Annotated in this window: 12 protein-coding genes; 9 read left to right on the top strand and 3 right to left on the bottom strand. The window is 44.5% G+C overall.

Annotation, left to right across the window (positions count from 1 at the left end; all coding sequences use genetic code 11):
- Positions 1-29 precede the first annotated feature (29 nt).
- A complete protein-coding gene (locus ACSX1A_RS13965; protein ID WP_439880258.1) occupies positions 30-869 on the bottom strand; it encodes a CvfB family protein in 840 nt (279 codons plus the stop codon).
- 98 nt (positions 870-967) lie between these two features.
- Positions 968-2,863 (bottom strand): hypothetical protein, encoded by a 1,896-nt coding sequence (locus ACSX1A_RS13960; protein ID WP_439880257.1) that lies wholly within the window; start codon positions 2,861-2,863, stop codon positions 968-970.
- 240 nt (positions 2,864-3,103) lie between these two features.
- Here ACSX1A_RS13960 and ACSX1A_RS13955 point away from each other — a divergent pair, with 240 nt between their 5' ends.
- The 8 genes from ACSX1A_RS13955 (at position 3,104) to sigZ (ending at position 12,003) form a co-directional block, all read left to right on the top strand.
- Positions 3,104-4,369 carry a putative DNA modification/repair radical SAM protein gene (locus ACSX1A_RS13955; protein WP_439880256.1) on the top strand — a complete coding sequence of 422 codons (1,266 nt, stop codon included), beginning with the start codon at positions 3,104-3,106 and terminating at the stop codon, positions 4,367-4,369.
- Between the two features lie 17 nt (positions 4,370-4,386).
- Positions 4,387-4,602 (top strand): hypothetical protein, encoded by a 216-nt coding sequence (locus ACSX1A_RS13950; RefSeq protein WP_439880255.1) that lies wholly within the window; start codon positions 4,387-4,389, stop codon positions 4,600-4,602.
- Positions 4,565-5,395 carry a TIGR03915 family putative DNA repair protein gene (locus tag ACSX1A_RS13945; RefSeq protein WP_439880254.1) on the top strand — a complete coding sequence of 277 codons (831 nt, stop codon included), beginning with the start codon at positions 4,565-4,567 and terminating at the stop codon, positions 5,393-5,395. Before ACSX1A_RS13950 ends, ACSX1A_RS13945 begins: the two co-directional genes overlap by 38 nt.
- A gap of 188 nt (positions 5,396-5,583) precedes the next feature.
- Complete coding sequence (locus ACSX1A_RS13940; RefSeq protein WP_439880253.1) at positions 5,584-5,952, top strand: hypothetical protein; 369 nt, start codon at positions 5,584-5,586, stop codon at positions 5,950-5,952.
- 842 nt (positions 5,953-6,794) lie between these two features.
- Positions 6,795-8,765, top strand: coding sequence for a DUF3857 domain-containing protein (locus ACSX1A_RS13935; protein WP_439880252.1), 1,971 nt, complete (start codon positions 6,795-6,797; stop codon positions 8,763-8,765).
- A 95-nt stretch (positions 8,766-8,860) separates the two neighbouring features.
- Positions 8,861-10,762 carry a DUF3857 domain-containing protein gene (locus ACSX1A_RS13930; RefSeq protein WP_439880251.1) on the top strand — a complete coding sequence of 634 codons (1,902 nt, stop codon included), beginning with the start codon at positions 8,861-8,863 and terminating at the stop codon, positions 10,760-10,762.
- Between the two features lie 121 nt (positions 10,763-10,883).
- Positions 10,884-11,303: an ArsI/CadI family heavy metal resistance metalloenzyme gene (locus tag ACSX1A_RS13925; RefSeq protein WP_439880250.1), complete on the top strand. Its 420-nt coding sequence runs from the start codon at positions 10,884-10,886 to the stop codon at positions 11,301-11,303.
- A gap of 85 nt (positions 11,304-11,388) precedes the next feature.
- Complete coding sequence (gene sigZ / locus ACSX1A_RS13920) at positions 11,389-12,003, top strand: RNA polymerase sigma factor SigZ (protein WP_439880249.1); 615 nt, start codon at positions 11,389-11,391, stop codon at positions 12,001-12,003.
- Positions 12,004-12,206: 203 nt separating this feature from the next.
- On the opposite strand, the gene ACSX1A_RS13915 is transcribed toward sigZ, so the two are convergent.
- On the bottom strand, positions 12,207-14,297 hold the full coding sequence (locus ACSX1A_RS13915) for a ComEA family DNA-binding protein (protein WP_439880248.1): 2,091 nt from the start codon (positions 14,295-14,297) through the stop codon (positions 12,207-12,209).
- A 90-nt stretch (positions 14,298-14,387) separates the two neighbouring features.
- On the opposite strand from ACSX1A_RS13915, the gene ACSX1A_RS13910 reads away from it, so the two are divergent.
- The gene (locus tag ACSX1A_RS13910) at positions 14,388-15,635 is read left to right on the top strand and encodes a cation:proton antiporter (RefSeq protein ID WP_439880247.1); all 1,248 of its coding nucleotides are present in this window, start codon (positions 14,388-14,390) and stop codon (positions 15,633-15,635) included.
- The last annotated feature ends 3 nt before the right edge of the window (positions 15,636-15,638 follow it).

The following is a 15,638-nucleotide window of genomic DNA, read 5'->3' as shown; positions in this document are numbered from 1 at the left end:
GTCAGAGTGAAAGTGCAGGTATGTACAGTTTATTGGACCAGCCGGATGCTATCGTCAGATAAAGTGATTTTGCCGGCCTTGTATAAACCACCTATAGCACGTTTAAACGTTTTCTTGCTCATGCCTAAAGCCTTGTAAATTTCCTCGGGTGTGCTGTTGTCGGATAATGGAAGCCAGCCGCTGCCTTGTTCCAGCAGCCTGATGATCTTATCAGACGCCTCGTCAGACTCTACTTTCTGGGTGGTGCCAGGTTTACGCAGCGTTACATCAATTTTATTGTCTGGGCGGATAAGTTTAACGTAACCGGTTGCTTTATCACCAATGTGCAGGTCTTTGAATACTTCATTGCGGTATAGCATGCCCATGTAGGCGTTGTTGATGATCACCTTGGTGCCGAGATCTGTAAAGCCTGCTACTAAAAGCTGCACTTCCTCTCCCTCTGTTAGTTGTATGTCTTCGTTTTGCAGGTACTTGCCTAGTTTAGTAGTGGCTACAACACGGTCTGTGGTTTCATCGAGGTACAGGTAAACGCAATATTTTTTGCCAACCTGCATTTTATTTTTCTGGTTGTTCAGCGGCACGAGCAGGTCCTTCTCCAGTCCCCAATCCAGGAAAGCGCCAAAAGGAGTTACATCGTTACAGGTAAGGCAGGCAAACTCACCAACAGTAGCGTAAGGGATCAGGTTGGTGGCAATGATGCGGTCTTCTGAATCGCGGTAAACAAACACGCGCACGAAGTCACCTACACGGGCCCCTTCGGGTATGTACTTGCCGGGCAGCAGGATATCACCATCCTCTGATGTTAAATATACTCCGAAATCAACTTCACGCGCTATCTCTAGCTCATTGTAATCGCCTAACTCTACCATGATTTATTGTTTGTAAGGTGCTGTCTTACAAAGCTAACAAAAAGCAGGCTTGCTTGAAAGTTGTAACAATGGATAAGTAGTCGTTAAACCGTATTTTTCTATCTGAAATCTGCCACACCTGGTCGTGTAAAGCGGAAGTCGGTGAAGTCGTAGTACGGGCGGGATGTTTCGAAGATCCTGAAACTGTTGAAGTCCTCGTTAGCAGGTAGCTTTGGGTAATACCCAATTAAAATCTGTATGGTGCTGAAGGAGAGGTACTCGTTACGGAAGCGGAAGCCAATGCCGTATCCGCGGTAGGGTGTTTTTTTAAACGGAGAGCTTTGGTTGCCAGTAGAAAGCCAGGCAATGTCGGCGAATAGTACGGTGGCCAGTCGGAAGCCCAGTAAAGAAAGTGGCGTGTACAGGTTGGCCTCATAGTTGAAGGTTACCCTGCGTGAGCCGCGCACTAGCTCAGAACGAAAGCCACGCAGGCCGTACTCATTATTGATTGCCAACAACTCTTCGGGGTTGCGGTTAATACCAAAAGTACCACGGCCCAGCAGGTAATGGCGTAATTTCCAGTTTCCCCATTCCGACAGCTTCGTGAAGTATAACGACTGCACCTCCAGTACGCCCTGCTCAAAACGGTCATCGCGAACAAAGGTGCCGTAGGTGGCGCTCCCATACAAATACCCAAAATTCGGGCTATACTTGGCTAAGGAGGTCGAAGCTGCAAAATATTTTCTGTCGAACACGTCGCCGCGTTCATAGCCCCCCGTGAACGAGATCAGCGAGCCTGCCGGTATGTCTTCTGTGCGGCCAAAACCAAACAGATAACGATCTTTGTAGTATTTCCGGATACTGTAGCCCACACTGCCCAGCATCAGGGTATTGCTCTGGAAATTTTCAGTGGGCACTGTGCCATAATTAGTGTCCACGGCACGTAAGCCAACAATCAACCGCCCCCTCGACTCATATCCCAGGTTATATGATTTGAATTTAAAAGCCCGCCCCAGCCATGCATCGCGGCGGGAATAGTTCAAGTCCCCGAAACGCGGTATTGTGTCTTCGGGTGTAGGTGGTAACAGTATCTGCTCATCGATCCAGCTGGCTCCTACTGCTCCCGCATATTTAGTATTAGTAGAGAAGAAGTCGCGCCGGAAGTATATACTTTTTTCTTTGTAGTAGTTCTGGTCAATGTAATTCAGGTCAGCTGATACGTAAGTCCTGCCAATGTTCTCGACACTATACGAGCCGGAAACCTCCCAGGGGCGCGGGCGGTTCATGTTAAAGCGGTAAGATCCGCGCACCTGGTGCCCCTGCCCCAGAAAATTGAGCTCCCGCAAAGATATTCTGCCAGAGCCCGAAGAAGGGGAGTAGGAGCCTGAGCCGCCAAGGCTGAAGATGTCCTTGGTGATCACAAATACATCCACACTGTCTTCGGTAGTGGTTTGCTCATTTACTATGATACGGGCATCAAGTATATATTGCGTCTGGCGTAACAAACGCTCAGATTCTACCAGGGCAAGCGGTTGAAGTGGTTCGTTTCTCTGAAAAAGTAGCTTATTGCGGATAAGCCCACGCCCTGTCTTTACATGAAGAGAGTTTCCTGCTTTTTCCAGAAAATTACGGGGTACACGGCTGGTGTCATTTATGGAGTAGCCAAATGCATCTAAAGTGACAATGTCGAGGTTACGTACTACTTTGTAGTTATGCTTTTCATATTCCCGCTGTATTAATTCAGCATCCAGGCCATATACCTCGACTTCGTTTTTGTCAAACACCAGGATAGCCTTGAGCAGCTTGCCCATAATTGTCTTTCTTTCGGACATTCTGCGAAGGTTGTCCATTATTCGCTCATCAAAACGCTGTGGTATGGTGTCCTGTGGTACAACTGTAGAATCAGGTTGAGTTTTAGGTATTACCTGTGCCTGGCACACCCCGGCGCATAACAGTAGCACCCCTAGTAGCAGAGGGTATAAGTACTGTATGATGTAAGGGCGTGGTGGCTGCATAATGGAAGCAGAAGTAAACAGAGCAATGAATGAACCTTCTAATATAACGATTTCTTGCTGTAGAGGTCGTGAAGCAGCATTATTTTCAAGTATTGAGGAAGCAAGTCTTCAATTGTGCTAACTGAGTTAGTAAAATAATGATGTGTTGATAACTCGTTGATAAATAAATACTAATATTTTTGGCTTTTTAAGATCGCACGCAGTATCTTTAGTTCGAAATAGGTACAGTAAATCAAGTAAATGGACAGCAGGATCACAGAGAAACTAAAAGTATTAGCAGATGCAGCGAAATACGATGTTTCTTGTTCATCGAGCGGTGGAAAGCGAAAGAACGATAACAAAGGGTTAGGTAACGCCGAGGGTATGGGTATTTGCCATAGCTATACGGAAGATGGCCGTTGCGTTTCCCTTTTAAAGATCTTGCTAACTAACTTTTGTATCTACGACTGCGCATACTGCGTGACCCGCAAAAGTAACGATGTTAAGCGTGCGGCCTTCACGGTGCAGGAAGTAGTAGACCTGACCATAAATTTTTATCGCCGCAATTATATTGAGGGACTTTTCCTGAGCTCAGGCATTTTTAAAGATTCCGATTATACCATGGAGCGTTTGGTGCGGGTTGCTAAAAAATTGCGGCAGGAGCATAAGTTTAACGGCTACATACACCTCAAAACCATACCTGGCGCCAGTGAAGAACTTATAAAAGAGGCGGGTTTATATGCTGACAGGTTAAGCGTGAACATAGAGTTGCCTTCTGAAATGAGTCTACAGCAGCTTGCTCCTGAAAAGAATTATAAGGAAATACTATTGCCGATGGGCAGCATCCGGGATCAGCTGGCACAGGCAAAGGATGAGCAAAAGATCTTTAAATCGGCACCTTCCTTTGCACCTGCAGGGCAGAGTACCCAGCTTATTGTTGGGGCCTCAGCAGAAAATGATCACCAGATACTGCAGCTGTCCAGCCAGTTGTATAAAGACTATAGTTTAAAGCGTGTGTACTACTCCGGCTATGTACCGGTAAGCAGCGACACCAGGTTGCCCATTATTTCAGAGCCACCCATTATCCGGGAGAACAGGATCTATCAGGCTGATTGGCTGATGCGGTTCTATGGGTTTAATGCACAGGAGATAGTGGACGAGCAAAATCCCCACCTTGACCTGGAAATAGATCCTAAGTTGGGTTGGGCGCTGCGAAACAGGTTTATGTTTCCGGTAGAGGTAAATACAGCGGATTATGAGATGATCCTGCGGGTGCCTGGCATCGGAATCAAATCTGCAAAGAAAATAGTGTCGGCAAGAAGGTTCGCGCAATTGAACTTTGAGCATCTGCGGCAAATGGGGGTAGTGTTGAAAAGGGCTAAATATTTTATCACTTGCCAGACAAAGAGCCTGCAGAAGCAGGATTTTGACTCGCAGTTGATCAGAAGAAAGATCTTGTTCGGAGATGGTTCTGTTCGAAATGCCTTGCTAACGCAGCAACTGGACCTGTTTCGCCAGGTAGGTTAATTGAAAGGTGCATCACCATGGCTACATCAAAAAAGAAATCACCAATACCGAATCATACAACTCAAGCTGTACAACCTAAAAAAGTTATTATTATGAGAAAGAATCAGAAAGTTGCCCGTGTTTCAATGTACTGCAAACTGAATATGCTGGTGCCACAGTTGCAAAGCCTGTCAGCAAGAATGCAACCGGAAGCAAATGAAAAAAGCAGGACCAACCATAATAGCGCCAAATAACACAGCCTGTACCGGGTTGGCCCTCTACACTTACGACGGTAGCTTTGAAGGTTTGCTGACGGTAGTGTTCGAAGCATACGCACGCAATGTATGGCCCCATACAATTGAAAAAACACACCTGGCACAGCCTGTTATGTTCGGGCAAACAGTGGGTGTTGTAACAGATGAGGTAAAGGTGAACCGGGTATGGAAAGGCCTTCAAAAGAAGCTTTCTCCAACTGCTTTAACGGCACTGTACCATACGTACCTGTGGGAGCAGGCAGGCTTTGAGATGATTATTTTTAAATACATCAGATTGGCGTTTGCAACAGACCAGAACATAGAGACAAACTATACCGCGCCTTGTGTATTACAAGTTCAGCAGGCAGCCAAACAAATGTTCAGGGAGAAGCATCGGATGGAGGCATTCGTGCGTTTTCAAAAAACAGCCGACAACCTGTATTACGCCGCTATATCGCCTGACTTTAACGTGCTGCCTTTAATTGTGAGTCATTTTGAAAAAAGGTATGCTGACCAGTGCTGGGCCATTTATGATACAAATCGCCGATATGGTGCTTACTTTGATTTAAAAGGTACTACGTTAGTAGAACTGGAGCAGTCTGGGCCTGGGCGGCATGGGGTGCTTCAGGAAACAATGCTGACAGATGATGAGGATACATATAAGCAACTCTGGCAAGTATACTTTGATCATGTCAATATAGCCGAACGTAAGAACCCGAAGCTTCATTTACGCCATATACCCAAAAGATATTGGAAATATCTTTCTGAAAAACAGCCCCGAAAACTACGCTAGCATCATCTTCTGCAGCATCTAATGATAGTGGTGATTAAAATGTTGTAAAATTGGACTTCATTTGCAACTAAATCTGCATAAAATACGTTTATAATAATATATATCAGTTTAGTTGTACTGCAGGAAAGGCTTCTGAGGCAAAGTTTGTAGCTTGGAAGCATTAGCTGCGCAAAAATAAATTTTGCACTATGAATGCACGCGTACGAAAGAAACTCATTCAAGTAGCTCGCGGTAGAGCTCATTTAATGACCTTCCAAAATCTAATTTATGAGGCCGAACTAGGTCTTAATTTAGAGAATCCCCACGAAAAATCCATGCTGACAGAAGTAATCGACGAGATTTCCGAGCGTGAGTATAAAGAGGGGCGACCATTGTTAAGCTCACTGGTAAGAGTAAAAGGACAAAAAAACCAGGGGGACAGCTTTTTCAGAATGTGTGAGAGGCTTGGCTTAGGTAACTGGAAAGAACTTAAGCGGAACTCAGAATTTATCGAATCACAAAGAGAAGCTTGCCGTGAGTTTTGGCAAGACAAGCAAAACTTTTCATCCTACTTGTAATAAAAACTGATAAGAAGCGGCAGTGCCATCCTCTTACCCTGGGCTGCCGCTTTTTATTTTTATTAACTAGCTGCCTCCTCAAGCCCCCTTCAGTAATCCTTCAATAGACCCGGTACTTAACCACGTTTCATCTGAAATTACTTGCTAACTTTAGTAATACACTAATCCAGCGCTTTTAACAGGCACTATAAAGATAAAAGTGTTCTTTTTGCATCTTGCCCAATAGACAGAACTAAAGCACAACTCCCTTCACAAATATAAATTATGCTCAACATCTTCAACTGAGCAATAAAAAGTAAAAACCTTCCTTATCAGATACCATTCACTTGTTTTGCTACCAGGCATATAGTTTAGCAGGGAAGCATGTTGTAATACAGTTCTCATCACATGGTCTATCCATGATGATTTCCTTATATAATTCTCAGCCACTTTCTCCATCAAGCAACAGTTCTTTATTGTACAGCCGCTCAAACATCTTTACCCACTGAACATTTTTGTGCCTACAGTTTAACGACTACAGGGCAATAAATGAAGGCTATCAGATGGGATAAAAAAAAATCATAGATACGAACAGTGTAAATTTAACAGTAAGGCTATAACAGGGGCTGAATCAGGATAAATAAAAAGTTATCATATGTTATGCCATAAAGTAAGCTGCGAGTTTTTTTATATAAAATGTTCTCAAAAATCAAATAGGGGTTTGAATATATAGATTAATAATGCTTTATTTATACTTCCATTTTGTAAAATACATTTATAACCTGCTTGGAGCAGCGATAGCAGGTGTTTAAGCAAGCTGCAAATTGCACCTATTTTCTAACTAATATTTTAACAGCTTGCCTATGAAAGCAACATCTACACTTACATCTTTCATTTTATTTTTTGCACTTATTTTTGGAATATCAAGTGTGCATGCCCAGGAAAAAAAGTTTGGTAAAGTAGAAGAAGCCGAACTAAAAATGGACAGCTACCCTAATGATACAAGTGCCGCTGCTGTTATACTGTTTGACCATGGGGAAACCAGGTTTACCTTCAACCATGAGATGAAAGTTGTTTTCGATAGGCACATCCGGATAAAGATTCTTAAAAAGGCAGGCTATGACTGGGCGAACGTATCTATTCCATTCTATATTAAAAATTCTGACAAAGAACGGGTTACAGCTATTAAAGGCTATACTTTCAACCTGGTTAACGGAGTAGAGCAGAAAGATAAACTGGAGTCAAAAAGCGTATTTGAAGAGCAGAATACGGAGAACTGGTACGCCAAGAAGTTTACAATGCCTAATGTAAAAGAAGGCTCTGTACTTGACTTAAGTTATTCCATACAGTCTGATTTTATATATACGTTACGTGAATGGGAGTTTCAGACATCAATTCCAACCATTTGGAGTGAGTACCATGTAGAGATCCCGGAGTACTTTGACTATAAGTTTGTGATGCAGGGATATCTGGCTGTTAGCGATGCCAGCCAGGGTAGAGAAAATGCTCAGGCAAACATGATGAACAATACCTATTACTGGATATTAAAGGATGTGCCTGCCCTGAAAGAAGAAAGATACATCACAACTTTAGATGATTATCAGTCTAAAATAGAGTTTGAGCTGGAAAAAGTAAAGTGGCCTGGCGAAATTCCAAAAGTGATGACTGGGAATTGGGAGGAAGTAACAAAAGACCTTCTGGCAGCAGAAGAATTTGGCTTACAGCTAAACCGCAATAACTTTTTTAAAGATGACCTGGCGGCAGTGATGGCCAGTAATAAAGAGCCTAAACAGCAAATGGAGGCTATTTATGAACTGGTGAAGAAGAAGGTAAAGTGGGACGGAAAACATGAGGTATACGCAAAGAACCCAATCAGAAAAGTATATGATGCTGGCACCGGAAGTGCGGCAGAAATTAATTTACTGCTTACTTCTATGCTTTTAGAAGCGGGGCTTGATGCAGCTCCAGTGCTACTTAGCACCCGTACCCATGGCAAGATACGCACTGCGATGTCTCCGATGCTATCCAAGTTCAATTATGTGATTGCTCAAGTTAAGATCGGGGAAGAGGAGTTTCTTCTTGATGCCACTGATCCGCTGTTACCAGCCGGAATGTTACCTGTGCGCTGCCTGAACGGTGAAGGTCGACTGATCAAGAAAAATGACCAGCGCTGGGTTGCATTGAAGCCAGTTATGCCATACAGCCGCTTGTTTAATGCCAATCTTACTATTAATAAAGATGGTGAAATCGTTGGTACAGGCTATGAATCAGCGGGAGGATATAAAGCGTTGGCTTTGCGAAGATCTATCCTGGAAGAGGGAGAAACAAAGTACTCAGAGCGTATTGCGAAGGAGGTAGGCGATTTTAAAGTAGGCAAACCTAAAATTGAGAACCTGAACAGTATAGGCAACTCGCTCAATGTATCTTATGATATCAAAGCCAGTGGAAGCGGGCAGGTTAACGATATTATCTACTTGAACCCGATGTTAGGCTATGGCGAGAAGGAAAACCCTTTCAAGTTAACGGAGCGCACTTACCCCGTAGACTTTGCCACTCCAATAGACGAAACCTATATCTGCCGCTTTGTTATTCCGGATGGCTATGAGATTGAGGAGGCACCAAAAAGCGTTGCTGTGAATCTGCCGGAGAATAACGGACGCTTCATATACATGGTGCAGCAGGAGGGGAATGTGGTACAGGTGATGAGCAAAGTGAATATTAACAAGCCTGTTTTTTACGCTCCGGAATACCCCTACCTAAAGGAACTCTATAACCATATTGTAGCCAAGCACGCTGAACAGATCGTGATCAAAAGAAGCACAGCACTTAAATAAATTTCATCAGGGTATCTTTTAACACACATCATTCCCGGTCGTCGCGACAACCGGGAATGATGTGTGTTAGTAACCCCATTAACTATCAAGTTAGCATGCGGTACATTTTTACTTTTACCTGGCTCCTGTTGGGGCTGCTTTTCATTCAGGGGAAAGCGACTTTAGCAAGTGGAGAAAACTCCTTTGCAAAAGATGCAAATGTAGTCATCCGTTCAGAAGAAACAACATTTACAGTGGATGCTATTAACAGCGGTACCACACTATTTAAAACCACTATTACCATTTTAAATGATAATGGGAAGCATAAGGCAAAGCTGTATGTGCCTTACGACAAACTCAGTAAGGTCGGGTATATAAAAGGGGTGCTGTATGATGCAAATGGCAAAAAAATAAAGCAGCTGAAGAACAGTGAGATCTCTGATGTTAGTGCAGTATCTTCTATCTCACTGATTGACGATAACAGGGTGAAGATTGCGAACCTGACGCATACCATCTATCCTTACACGGTAGAATTTGAGTATAAAGTCACTTCTAAAAATATGATGTTCTACCCGCTCTGGAGGCCGTTGGATGAAGAAGATATGATGGTAGAGCATGCCCTGTTACGAATTGAGGTGCCAAAGGGGGGCAAACTGCGCTACAGAGAGACCAATATGCCTGAAAAGGTAAAGATGAGCTCCACTGACCAGCACGATGTGTATGAGTGGCAAGTAAAGAACTTATCGCCTATGCGGCAGGAACCCTATGGGCCTGCCTTGCGGGAGGTGGTACCACAAGTACGGACGGCGCCCGCTGATTTTGAAGTAGATGGTTACCAGGGCAATATGGAAAGCTGGAAAAACTATGGACTATTCATTGAGCAGCTGAACAAAGGACGCGATGTTTTACCTGCTGAAACACAGCAGCGTTTACAGGCAAGTGTGGCCGGACTTAAGACTCCGGAAGAGAAAATAAAGAAGATATATGATTACCTGCAGGGGAAAACGCGTTATGTATCGATACAGTTAGGCATCGGAGGCTGGCAGCCGTTTGAAGCAAGTTTTGTAGATAGCAAAGGATACGGAGACTGTAAAGCCCTTACCAACTATACGCAGGCTATGTTAAAGGCAGTAGGTATAAACTCTTACCAGGCTTTGATCCGCGCCGGAGACGATGAGTCTGATCTCTTAGTTGATTTCCCGAGCAGCCAGTTTAACCACGTAGTGCTTTGTGTACCTGTTGAGAATGATACCATTTGGTTGGAGTGTACCAGCCAGGATGCCTCTGCTGGCTATGCCGGTAGCTTTACCGGAGGCCGCCATGCCTTACTGATAACACCGGAAGGAGGCAAGCTGGTTACTACACCAGATTATAGTGCCCGGGATAATGTGCAAAGACGAACAACGAAGGTGAAGTTAGATGAAGCGGGCAACGGTATAGCGCAGGTAAGTACACTATATACAGGTTTGCAACAAGAATCACGCGACTACGTGCTGCACAATCTGAAGCCTGAGGAGCAGCGGAAGTGGCTTTACCAACAGGTGAAAGTACCTTCATTTGAGATTACTGATTTCTCGTTTCAGCAGCAAAAGCAGTTAGTACCCGAAGTTTCAGAAAAATTAGAGTTGAGCTTAAATAAATGTGCTACCATTACTGGCAAACGTTTGTTTTTAAGCCCCAACTTAATGAATAAGTGGACTTATGCCCCTGAGCAACTGGCAAATCGCACAACAGACATCGTCCGGACCATGGCATTTATGGATGTAGATACTGTAGTGTTTGACTTGCCGGCAGGTTATTCGCTTGAGCACAAACCAAAGGACCAGGAGCTAAAATCTGAATTCGGAGAATACAAGTTCAGTATTAAAGTTGAGGGCCAACAGGTGACCTACATTCGCATACTGCAGATGAAAAAAGGGGTATTTAAACCAGAGGCATATACGCCTTACCTGGAGTTTCTGAACAATATTATAAAAGGGGATAAACAGCAGATTGTCTTTGTGAAGAATGTGCAGTAGGCAGGGAGCGGCTTATGGTTTAAGTGATAAGAAAAAAAAATAAAAAAGTCTGCGTCTTTTCAGAAGTGGCTCCGTCATCAGGGTGTAATCAAAACAAGAACATCTTAAAATCGATAAAGCCATGAAAAGATTTCACGTAAACGTAAGAGTAAAAAACCTGGAGGAGTCAACCGCTTTTTATACAGCATTGTTCGGAACAGAGCCAACAGTACTAAAAGGCGATTATGCAAAGTGGATGCTGGAAGATCCACGCATTAACTTTGCTATCTCGTTGCATCCGGAGAATGCCGGTATCGAACACCTGGGCATTCAGGCTGAAAGTGAGGAAGAACTGGCAGAAGTTTATGGCCGTTTAAAAGAAGCGAAAGGTGCCATCCGTGAGGAAGGAAAATGCACTTGCTGCTACGCAAAATCTGAGAAATCGTGGATAACTGACCCACAAGGGGTAGACTGGGAGGCGTTCTATACTTTCGGAGAATCTACTGTGTACGGCGAGGGCGCAAATGCCAGAACAGCCAACACTGAAATAACTGCCATTTAGTACAAAATAAGACTTTAGAGCAGCAGCGCGGGTATTTTATACTTCGCGCTGCTGCTTTTTTTATTTTATATTCGTTTATTTAAGTATGGAAAACTGCTGTACTACCCCAAATAATGCGAATGCCCCAGCCACTGAAAGTTGCTCTGCTGTTGCTCCTGTGTTTCTGGCTTACGAGGCCCAGCTCAAAGGCTTTGTTCAGAAGCGTATCCTGGATAAGGAGGAAGCCAACGACATCCTGCAGCAGCTTTACCTGAAAGTTTATAAAAACTGCGAGCAGCTGCAGGAAGTAAAGAACACGAAAGCCTGGCTGTACCAGATCACGCGCAACGCCGTGTATGATTTCTTCCGGGAAAACAGCCGCCGCCAAAGTATAAGCGACATGGAGTTGGCTGATGGGGAGTTGCCGGAGGATACCCGGCATGATGTGGAGGCGCTGGTTGAACCACTTATTAAACTGCTGCCCGAAGAATATGCGGAAGCGCTACGCCTCAGCGAGTTAGAAGGGGTAAGCCAAAAAGAAATTGCGGAGCGTCTCAATATTTCCTATTCCGGCGCTAAGTCCAGGGTGCAGCGTGGCCGCGAAAAATTGAAAGCCCTTTTTATGGAGTGCTGCCACCTGGAGTTTAGCCATAATGGGCAGGTAATTGGAGCCAGCGTAAAGGAAAGCTGTAAGCCACTGCAGCATCTTAGCCAGAAGTAATTCCGTTTTGCAAATACTTTTCCGGCTTCAGGGCATTCGAGAAGGGGAATTATATTAAAAATTATCATCCTTCCTGCCCTAGGATAAGCCTTCTCTTGCTTGAGGGTACTAAAACAGGAAGTGAAATTATGGGTTTGTAAGGCTGAGGAACAGCGGCATCCAGTAAGTATAGCCAAAACTGCAGGTAAGCCCGCAAAATGCTATCAAAACTTATACCTCACCTGCACTTTCACATCAGATCGTCTCGGCCCTTCAATAGTTTCTAAACCAGACCCTATACTATCCTGGTTACGGTAGTAAGTCAGGCCATACTTTACCCACACATCCATCTGCCGGAAAGGCCTGAGTTGCAACAGGGCATATACCCTGGTGCCCCTGCCGCTGAAGGCTGGAATCGAGAAGGCGTACAACACATCGCGCTCATATACATATTGGCGGGTATCGTAGCTATCAGTGTCGAATATGGCGTAGCGGGTACTGAGGCGAACGTTTCCAAAGTTAAAGTTGATGTCCTGTGCAATCAGGTATCCCGTCTGTTGGGGCGCCTCCTGCTCAAAGCTGCTGAACTGTACCCGCGATTTAAGGATAATAAACTTAGTAGGAGCAAACTCATAGTATAGCAGGTAATTATTGCGAAGTGCCTGTACTACATAATCTATATTTGTAACCACGTTTGCAGCGTTCAGTCCTTTGCTCTCAGCTCGATACTGAGCATACAACGTACTTTGGCGAGAAGGCTTAAACAGGAGCCGCACGAGGTACTCGTTCCCATGAGAGGGAGCGTCCACACGGTAACGAAGCCACGGAAATCTGAAATGGTCATAGTAAGCTGTTACCTCCCACTTGGGCAAGGGCTTTATCTTAATTCCGGTGTAAAAGCCGCGTTCATTTATGTTACGGGTTGCTTCACCAAAAGCGCCTCCATAAAAAGTATGAAAATTACGGGCATAATTACGGTATAGCATCGCAAGCTCTACTTTGTTTGAAAGATTTGCTATCAATCCGTTCACTGTACCTAAACCACCACTTTTACTGATGGCTGTCTCCCCAAACAAGTATAAATTCTGCCAGGTATAGCTGTAGTTGGTGCCGATGTTATAGTTGCGTGTGCCGTTAAATTCAAAGCGCTGATAGGTTAATCCTGCTTTTTGAACCGGTGCATTATAGCTTGTGCCAAGGGCAGTGAGGCCCAGCGTAAGTGTTCTATCCGTGGATTGATAATGCATATTGCCTCCGAATATCTGCTCCCGCACCTGGTCTTTATTTACCAATTCGGTAGGGGTGCGATGGAAGCCGGTGGTCTGAACGCCGGTAAAGAGACCTGCTTGCTGATTGAGCGTGTCAAGCTGTGTCTGGAGGTTTGCATCTACCCGTTTGTTTGAATAGAAGCCTGTTATATCAAGCTTGCCTAACGTATAAGTTAGTGCCCCGCCTCTAAAGTATGCATATTCCAAAACCGAACTGTAGGGCCTGATACCGAGGTTGGCTCTACTAACGGTAGCAATTGTCTCACTCCCTTTACCAACGCTATACCCTGAAGACAGCAGTAAACCCTGCCCGATCTGCAACTGGTAGTCACCAATGGCGATGGCTTTAAATTTCCCTTTGTTATATAGCTGTAGATGTGCCGAGTAAAAGTCAAAGCCATAGCGATGTACATTGGGCTCCCAGTTAAAGGTTTCACCGGCATCCTTTTCTGCTGTAATGCCAAAGCTATAGTCGCGGGTGTGGCTAACTCTGTAGCGCAGATACAGCTTATCTGGTGAACCAAGGTAGCGGCTACCGGATCTGCCATTGGTATCTGCGGACGCATACCCTCGACGCTCCTGCAGGGTTCTTTCATACCTCACGATCAGCGCATTGTTATCTTCACCCACCATTCGCTGCCAGAGCGGCCGTTGGTCTGCGTTCAGTCCGGCATCATCTACACGCACAAAAGGAACCAGTTGATAGATTGTTAATAGACCGATGTCCGGGATGGCCTGTAGCTCATAAATGCTTAGCAGCTTGCCGTTTTTTTCCATGTAGTCAAAAATAGCAGCGATCTGCGGGCGTGAAAGTATATAAAGAGAAGCCAACTCCTCAGGGTTTGTGTTGTTAAGGTCTATCGGGCGTTGGTAGTACTGGAAAAGTGCCTCATAAAAATCCTCGTAAGGCAGATCCGCGTCTTCTTGCTGAGCAAATAGCTCTTGTGCAAATAGGTCAAAATCAATGTTTTGTCGTGGGTATTCCTGAGCCTGAAGTGGCAACCAAAAGCAAAAAGTAAACCAGCACAGTAAAAAAACTCGTACCATAGGCATCAGAACCCCGCGTGTATAATTATTTATACTTAAGGGCTACTCTGCACTTGCCAATAATGTTGTTCTGCACCTTAAAAACACTACATGGAGCTCTTTCACATTTTCTCTGTTATACTGGTTATTTCGGCCATTTTTGCCTACATCAATTATAAGTATTTTAAGTTACCAGGAGCCATTGGGCTGCTTCTTGCGGGTTTATTGCTTTCGCTGCTGGTACAGGTGTTAGGTGAGATTTCCCCAGCTTTTGAGGTACTAGTGGAAGGGCGTTTAAGAGAAATAGATTTCTCTGAGATCCTGCTGGAGTTCATGCTGAGTTTCCTGCTGTTTGCCGGTGCTTTGCACACCGATCTGGAAAAGCTGGCGCAGTCAAAGTGGCCAGTGCTTATATTTGCCACGATTGGTGTGTTGATATCGACATTTATTACTGGCACGGCGTTTTATTACTTGCTGCAGTTGGTTAACTACCCGGTAGAATACATTTACTGCCTGCTGTTCGGGGCGCTGATTTCGCCCACAGATCCAATCGCAGTACTCGGGATTCTAAAACAAGCCAAGATCCCTAAACAACTGGAGGTTAGCATAACCGGTGAATCGCTTTTTAATGATGGTGTTGGTGTAGTGGTGTTTATCTCTATTTTTGAGATAGCCCAGATCGGTGTGTCTAACATAGAGGGCTCTTTTGTGGCGGAACTTTTTCTGAAAGAAGTAGGTGGCGGCATTGGTTTGGGCTTACTGATCGGATACATTGCTTTCTATTTTATGAGGCGCATTGACCATTACCAGACAGAAGTTATTATTTCGTTGGCGGTGGTTACAGGCGGTTATAGCATTGCGCAATATTTTCATTTTTCAGGCCCGTTGGCGATGGTAGCTGCAGGAATTTTAATTGGCAACCAAGGCACACGTTTAGCTATGAGCAAAACTACAGCAGATTATCTTACAAAGTTTTGGGAGATGGTGGATGAAGTATTGAATGCGGTACTTTTTGTATTAATTGGCCTAGAGCTGATGTTAATTCCGTTCCACAGAGAGTATTTCCTGATTGGTATCATTACAACGATCATTGTGTTGCTGGTGCGGTATGTGGCACTGGCTATACCTACATATTCTTTCATGTTGCATCGGGCTTTTGCCCCAAATACATTGTTGATCATGACCTGGGGCGGGTTAAGAGGTGGTATATCAATAGCCTTGGCCCTGTCGTTAAAACCTGAAATGCACAGAGAATTTATTGTAGCTATAACCTATGCGGTTGTGCTGTTGTCACTTACAATTCAGGGACTGACAATAGAAAAGCTGATCAGGCGCCTGGAGGGAAAGGTACAAGTTTAAATA

Origin of the sequence: Pontibacter sp. MBLB2868 (assembly GCF_051904785.1) — a bacterium.
In the GTDB taxonomy this organism is placed as follows: domain Bacteria; phylum Bacteroidota; class Bacteroidia; order Cytophagales; family Hymenobacteraceae; genus Pontibacter.
This window is presented reverse-complemented; position numbering and strand designations above follow the sequence as displayed.

Excerpts from the sequence above, each read along its gene's own strand:
- ACSX1A_RS13965 (WP_439880258.1), bottom strand. The coding sequence starts at position 869 with ATGGTAGAGTTAGGCGATTACAATGAGCTAGAGATAGCGCGTGAAGTT.
- sigZ (WP_439880249.1), top strand. The coding sequence starts at position 11,389 with ATGGAAAACTGCTGTACTACCCCAAATAATGCGAATGCCCCAGCCACT.
- ACSX1A_RS13960 (WP_439880257.1), bottom strand. The coding sequence starts at position 2,863 with ATGCAGCCACCACGCCCTTACATCATACAGTACTTATACCCTCTGCTA.
- ACSX1A_RS13945 (WP_439880254.1), top strand. The coding sequence starts at position 4,565 with ATGAAAAAAGCAGGACCAACCATAATAGCGCCAAATAACACAGCCTGT.
- ACSX1A_RS13925 (WP_439880250.1), top strand. The coding sequence starts at position 10,884 with ATGAAAAGATTTCACGTAAACGTAAGAGTAAAAAACCTGGAGGAGTCA.
- ACSX1A_RS13940 (WP_439880253.1), top strand. The coding sequence starts at position 5,584 with ATGAATGCACGCGTACGAAAGAAACTCATTCAAGTAGCTCGCGGTAGA.
- ACSX1A_RS13955 (WP_439880256.1), top strand. The coding sequence starts at position 3,104 with ATGGACAGCAGGATCACAGAGAAACTAAAAGTATTAGCAGATGCAGCG.
- ACSX1A_RS13935 (WP_439880252.1), top strand. The coding sequence starts at position 6,795 with ATGAAAGCAACATCTACACTTACATCTTTCATTTTATTTTTTGCACTT.
- ACSX1A_RS13950 (WP_439880255.1), top strand. The coding sequence starts at position 4,387 with ATGGCTACATCAAAAAAGAAATCACCAATACCGAATCATACAACTCAA.
- ACSX1A_RS13915 (WP_439880248.1), bottom strand. The coding sequence starts at position 14,297 with ATGGTACGAGTTTTTTTACTGTGCTGGTTTACTTTTTGCTTTTGGTTG.
- ACSX1A_RS13910 (WP_439880247.1), top strand. The coding sequence starts at position 14,388 with ATGGAGCTCTTTCACATTTTCTCTGTTATACTGGTTATTTCGGCCATT.
- ACSX1A_RS13930 (WP_439880251.1), top strand. The coding sequence starts at position 8,861 with ATGCGGTACATTTTTACTTTTACCTGGCTCCTGTTGGGGCTGCTTTTC.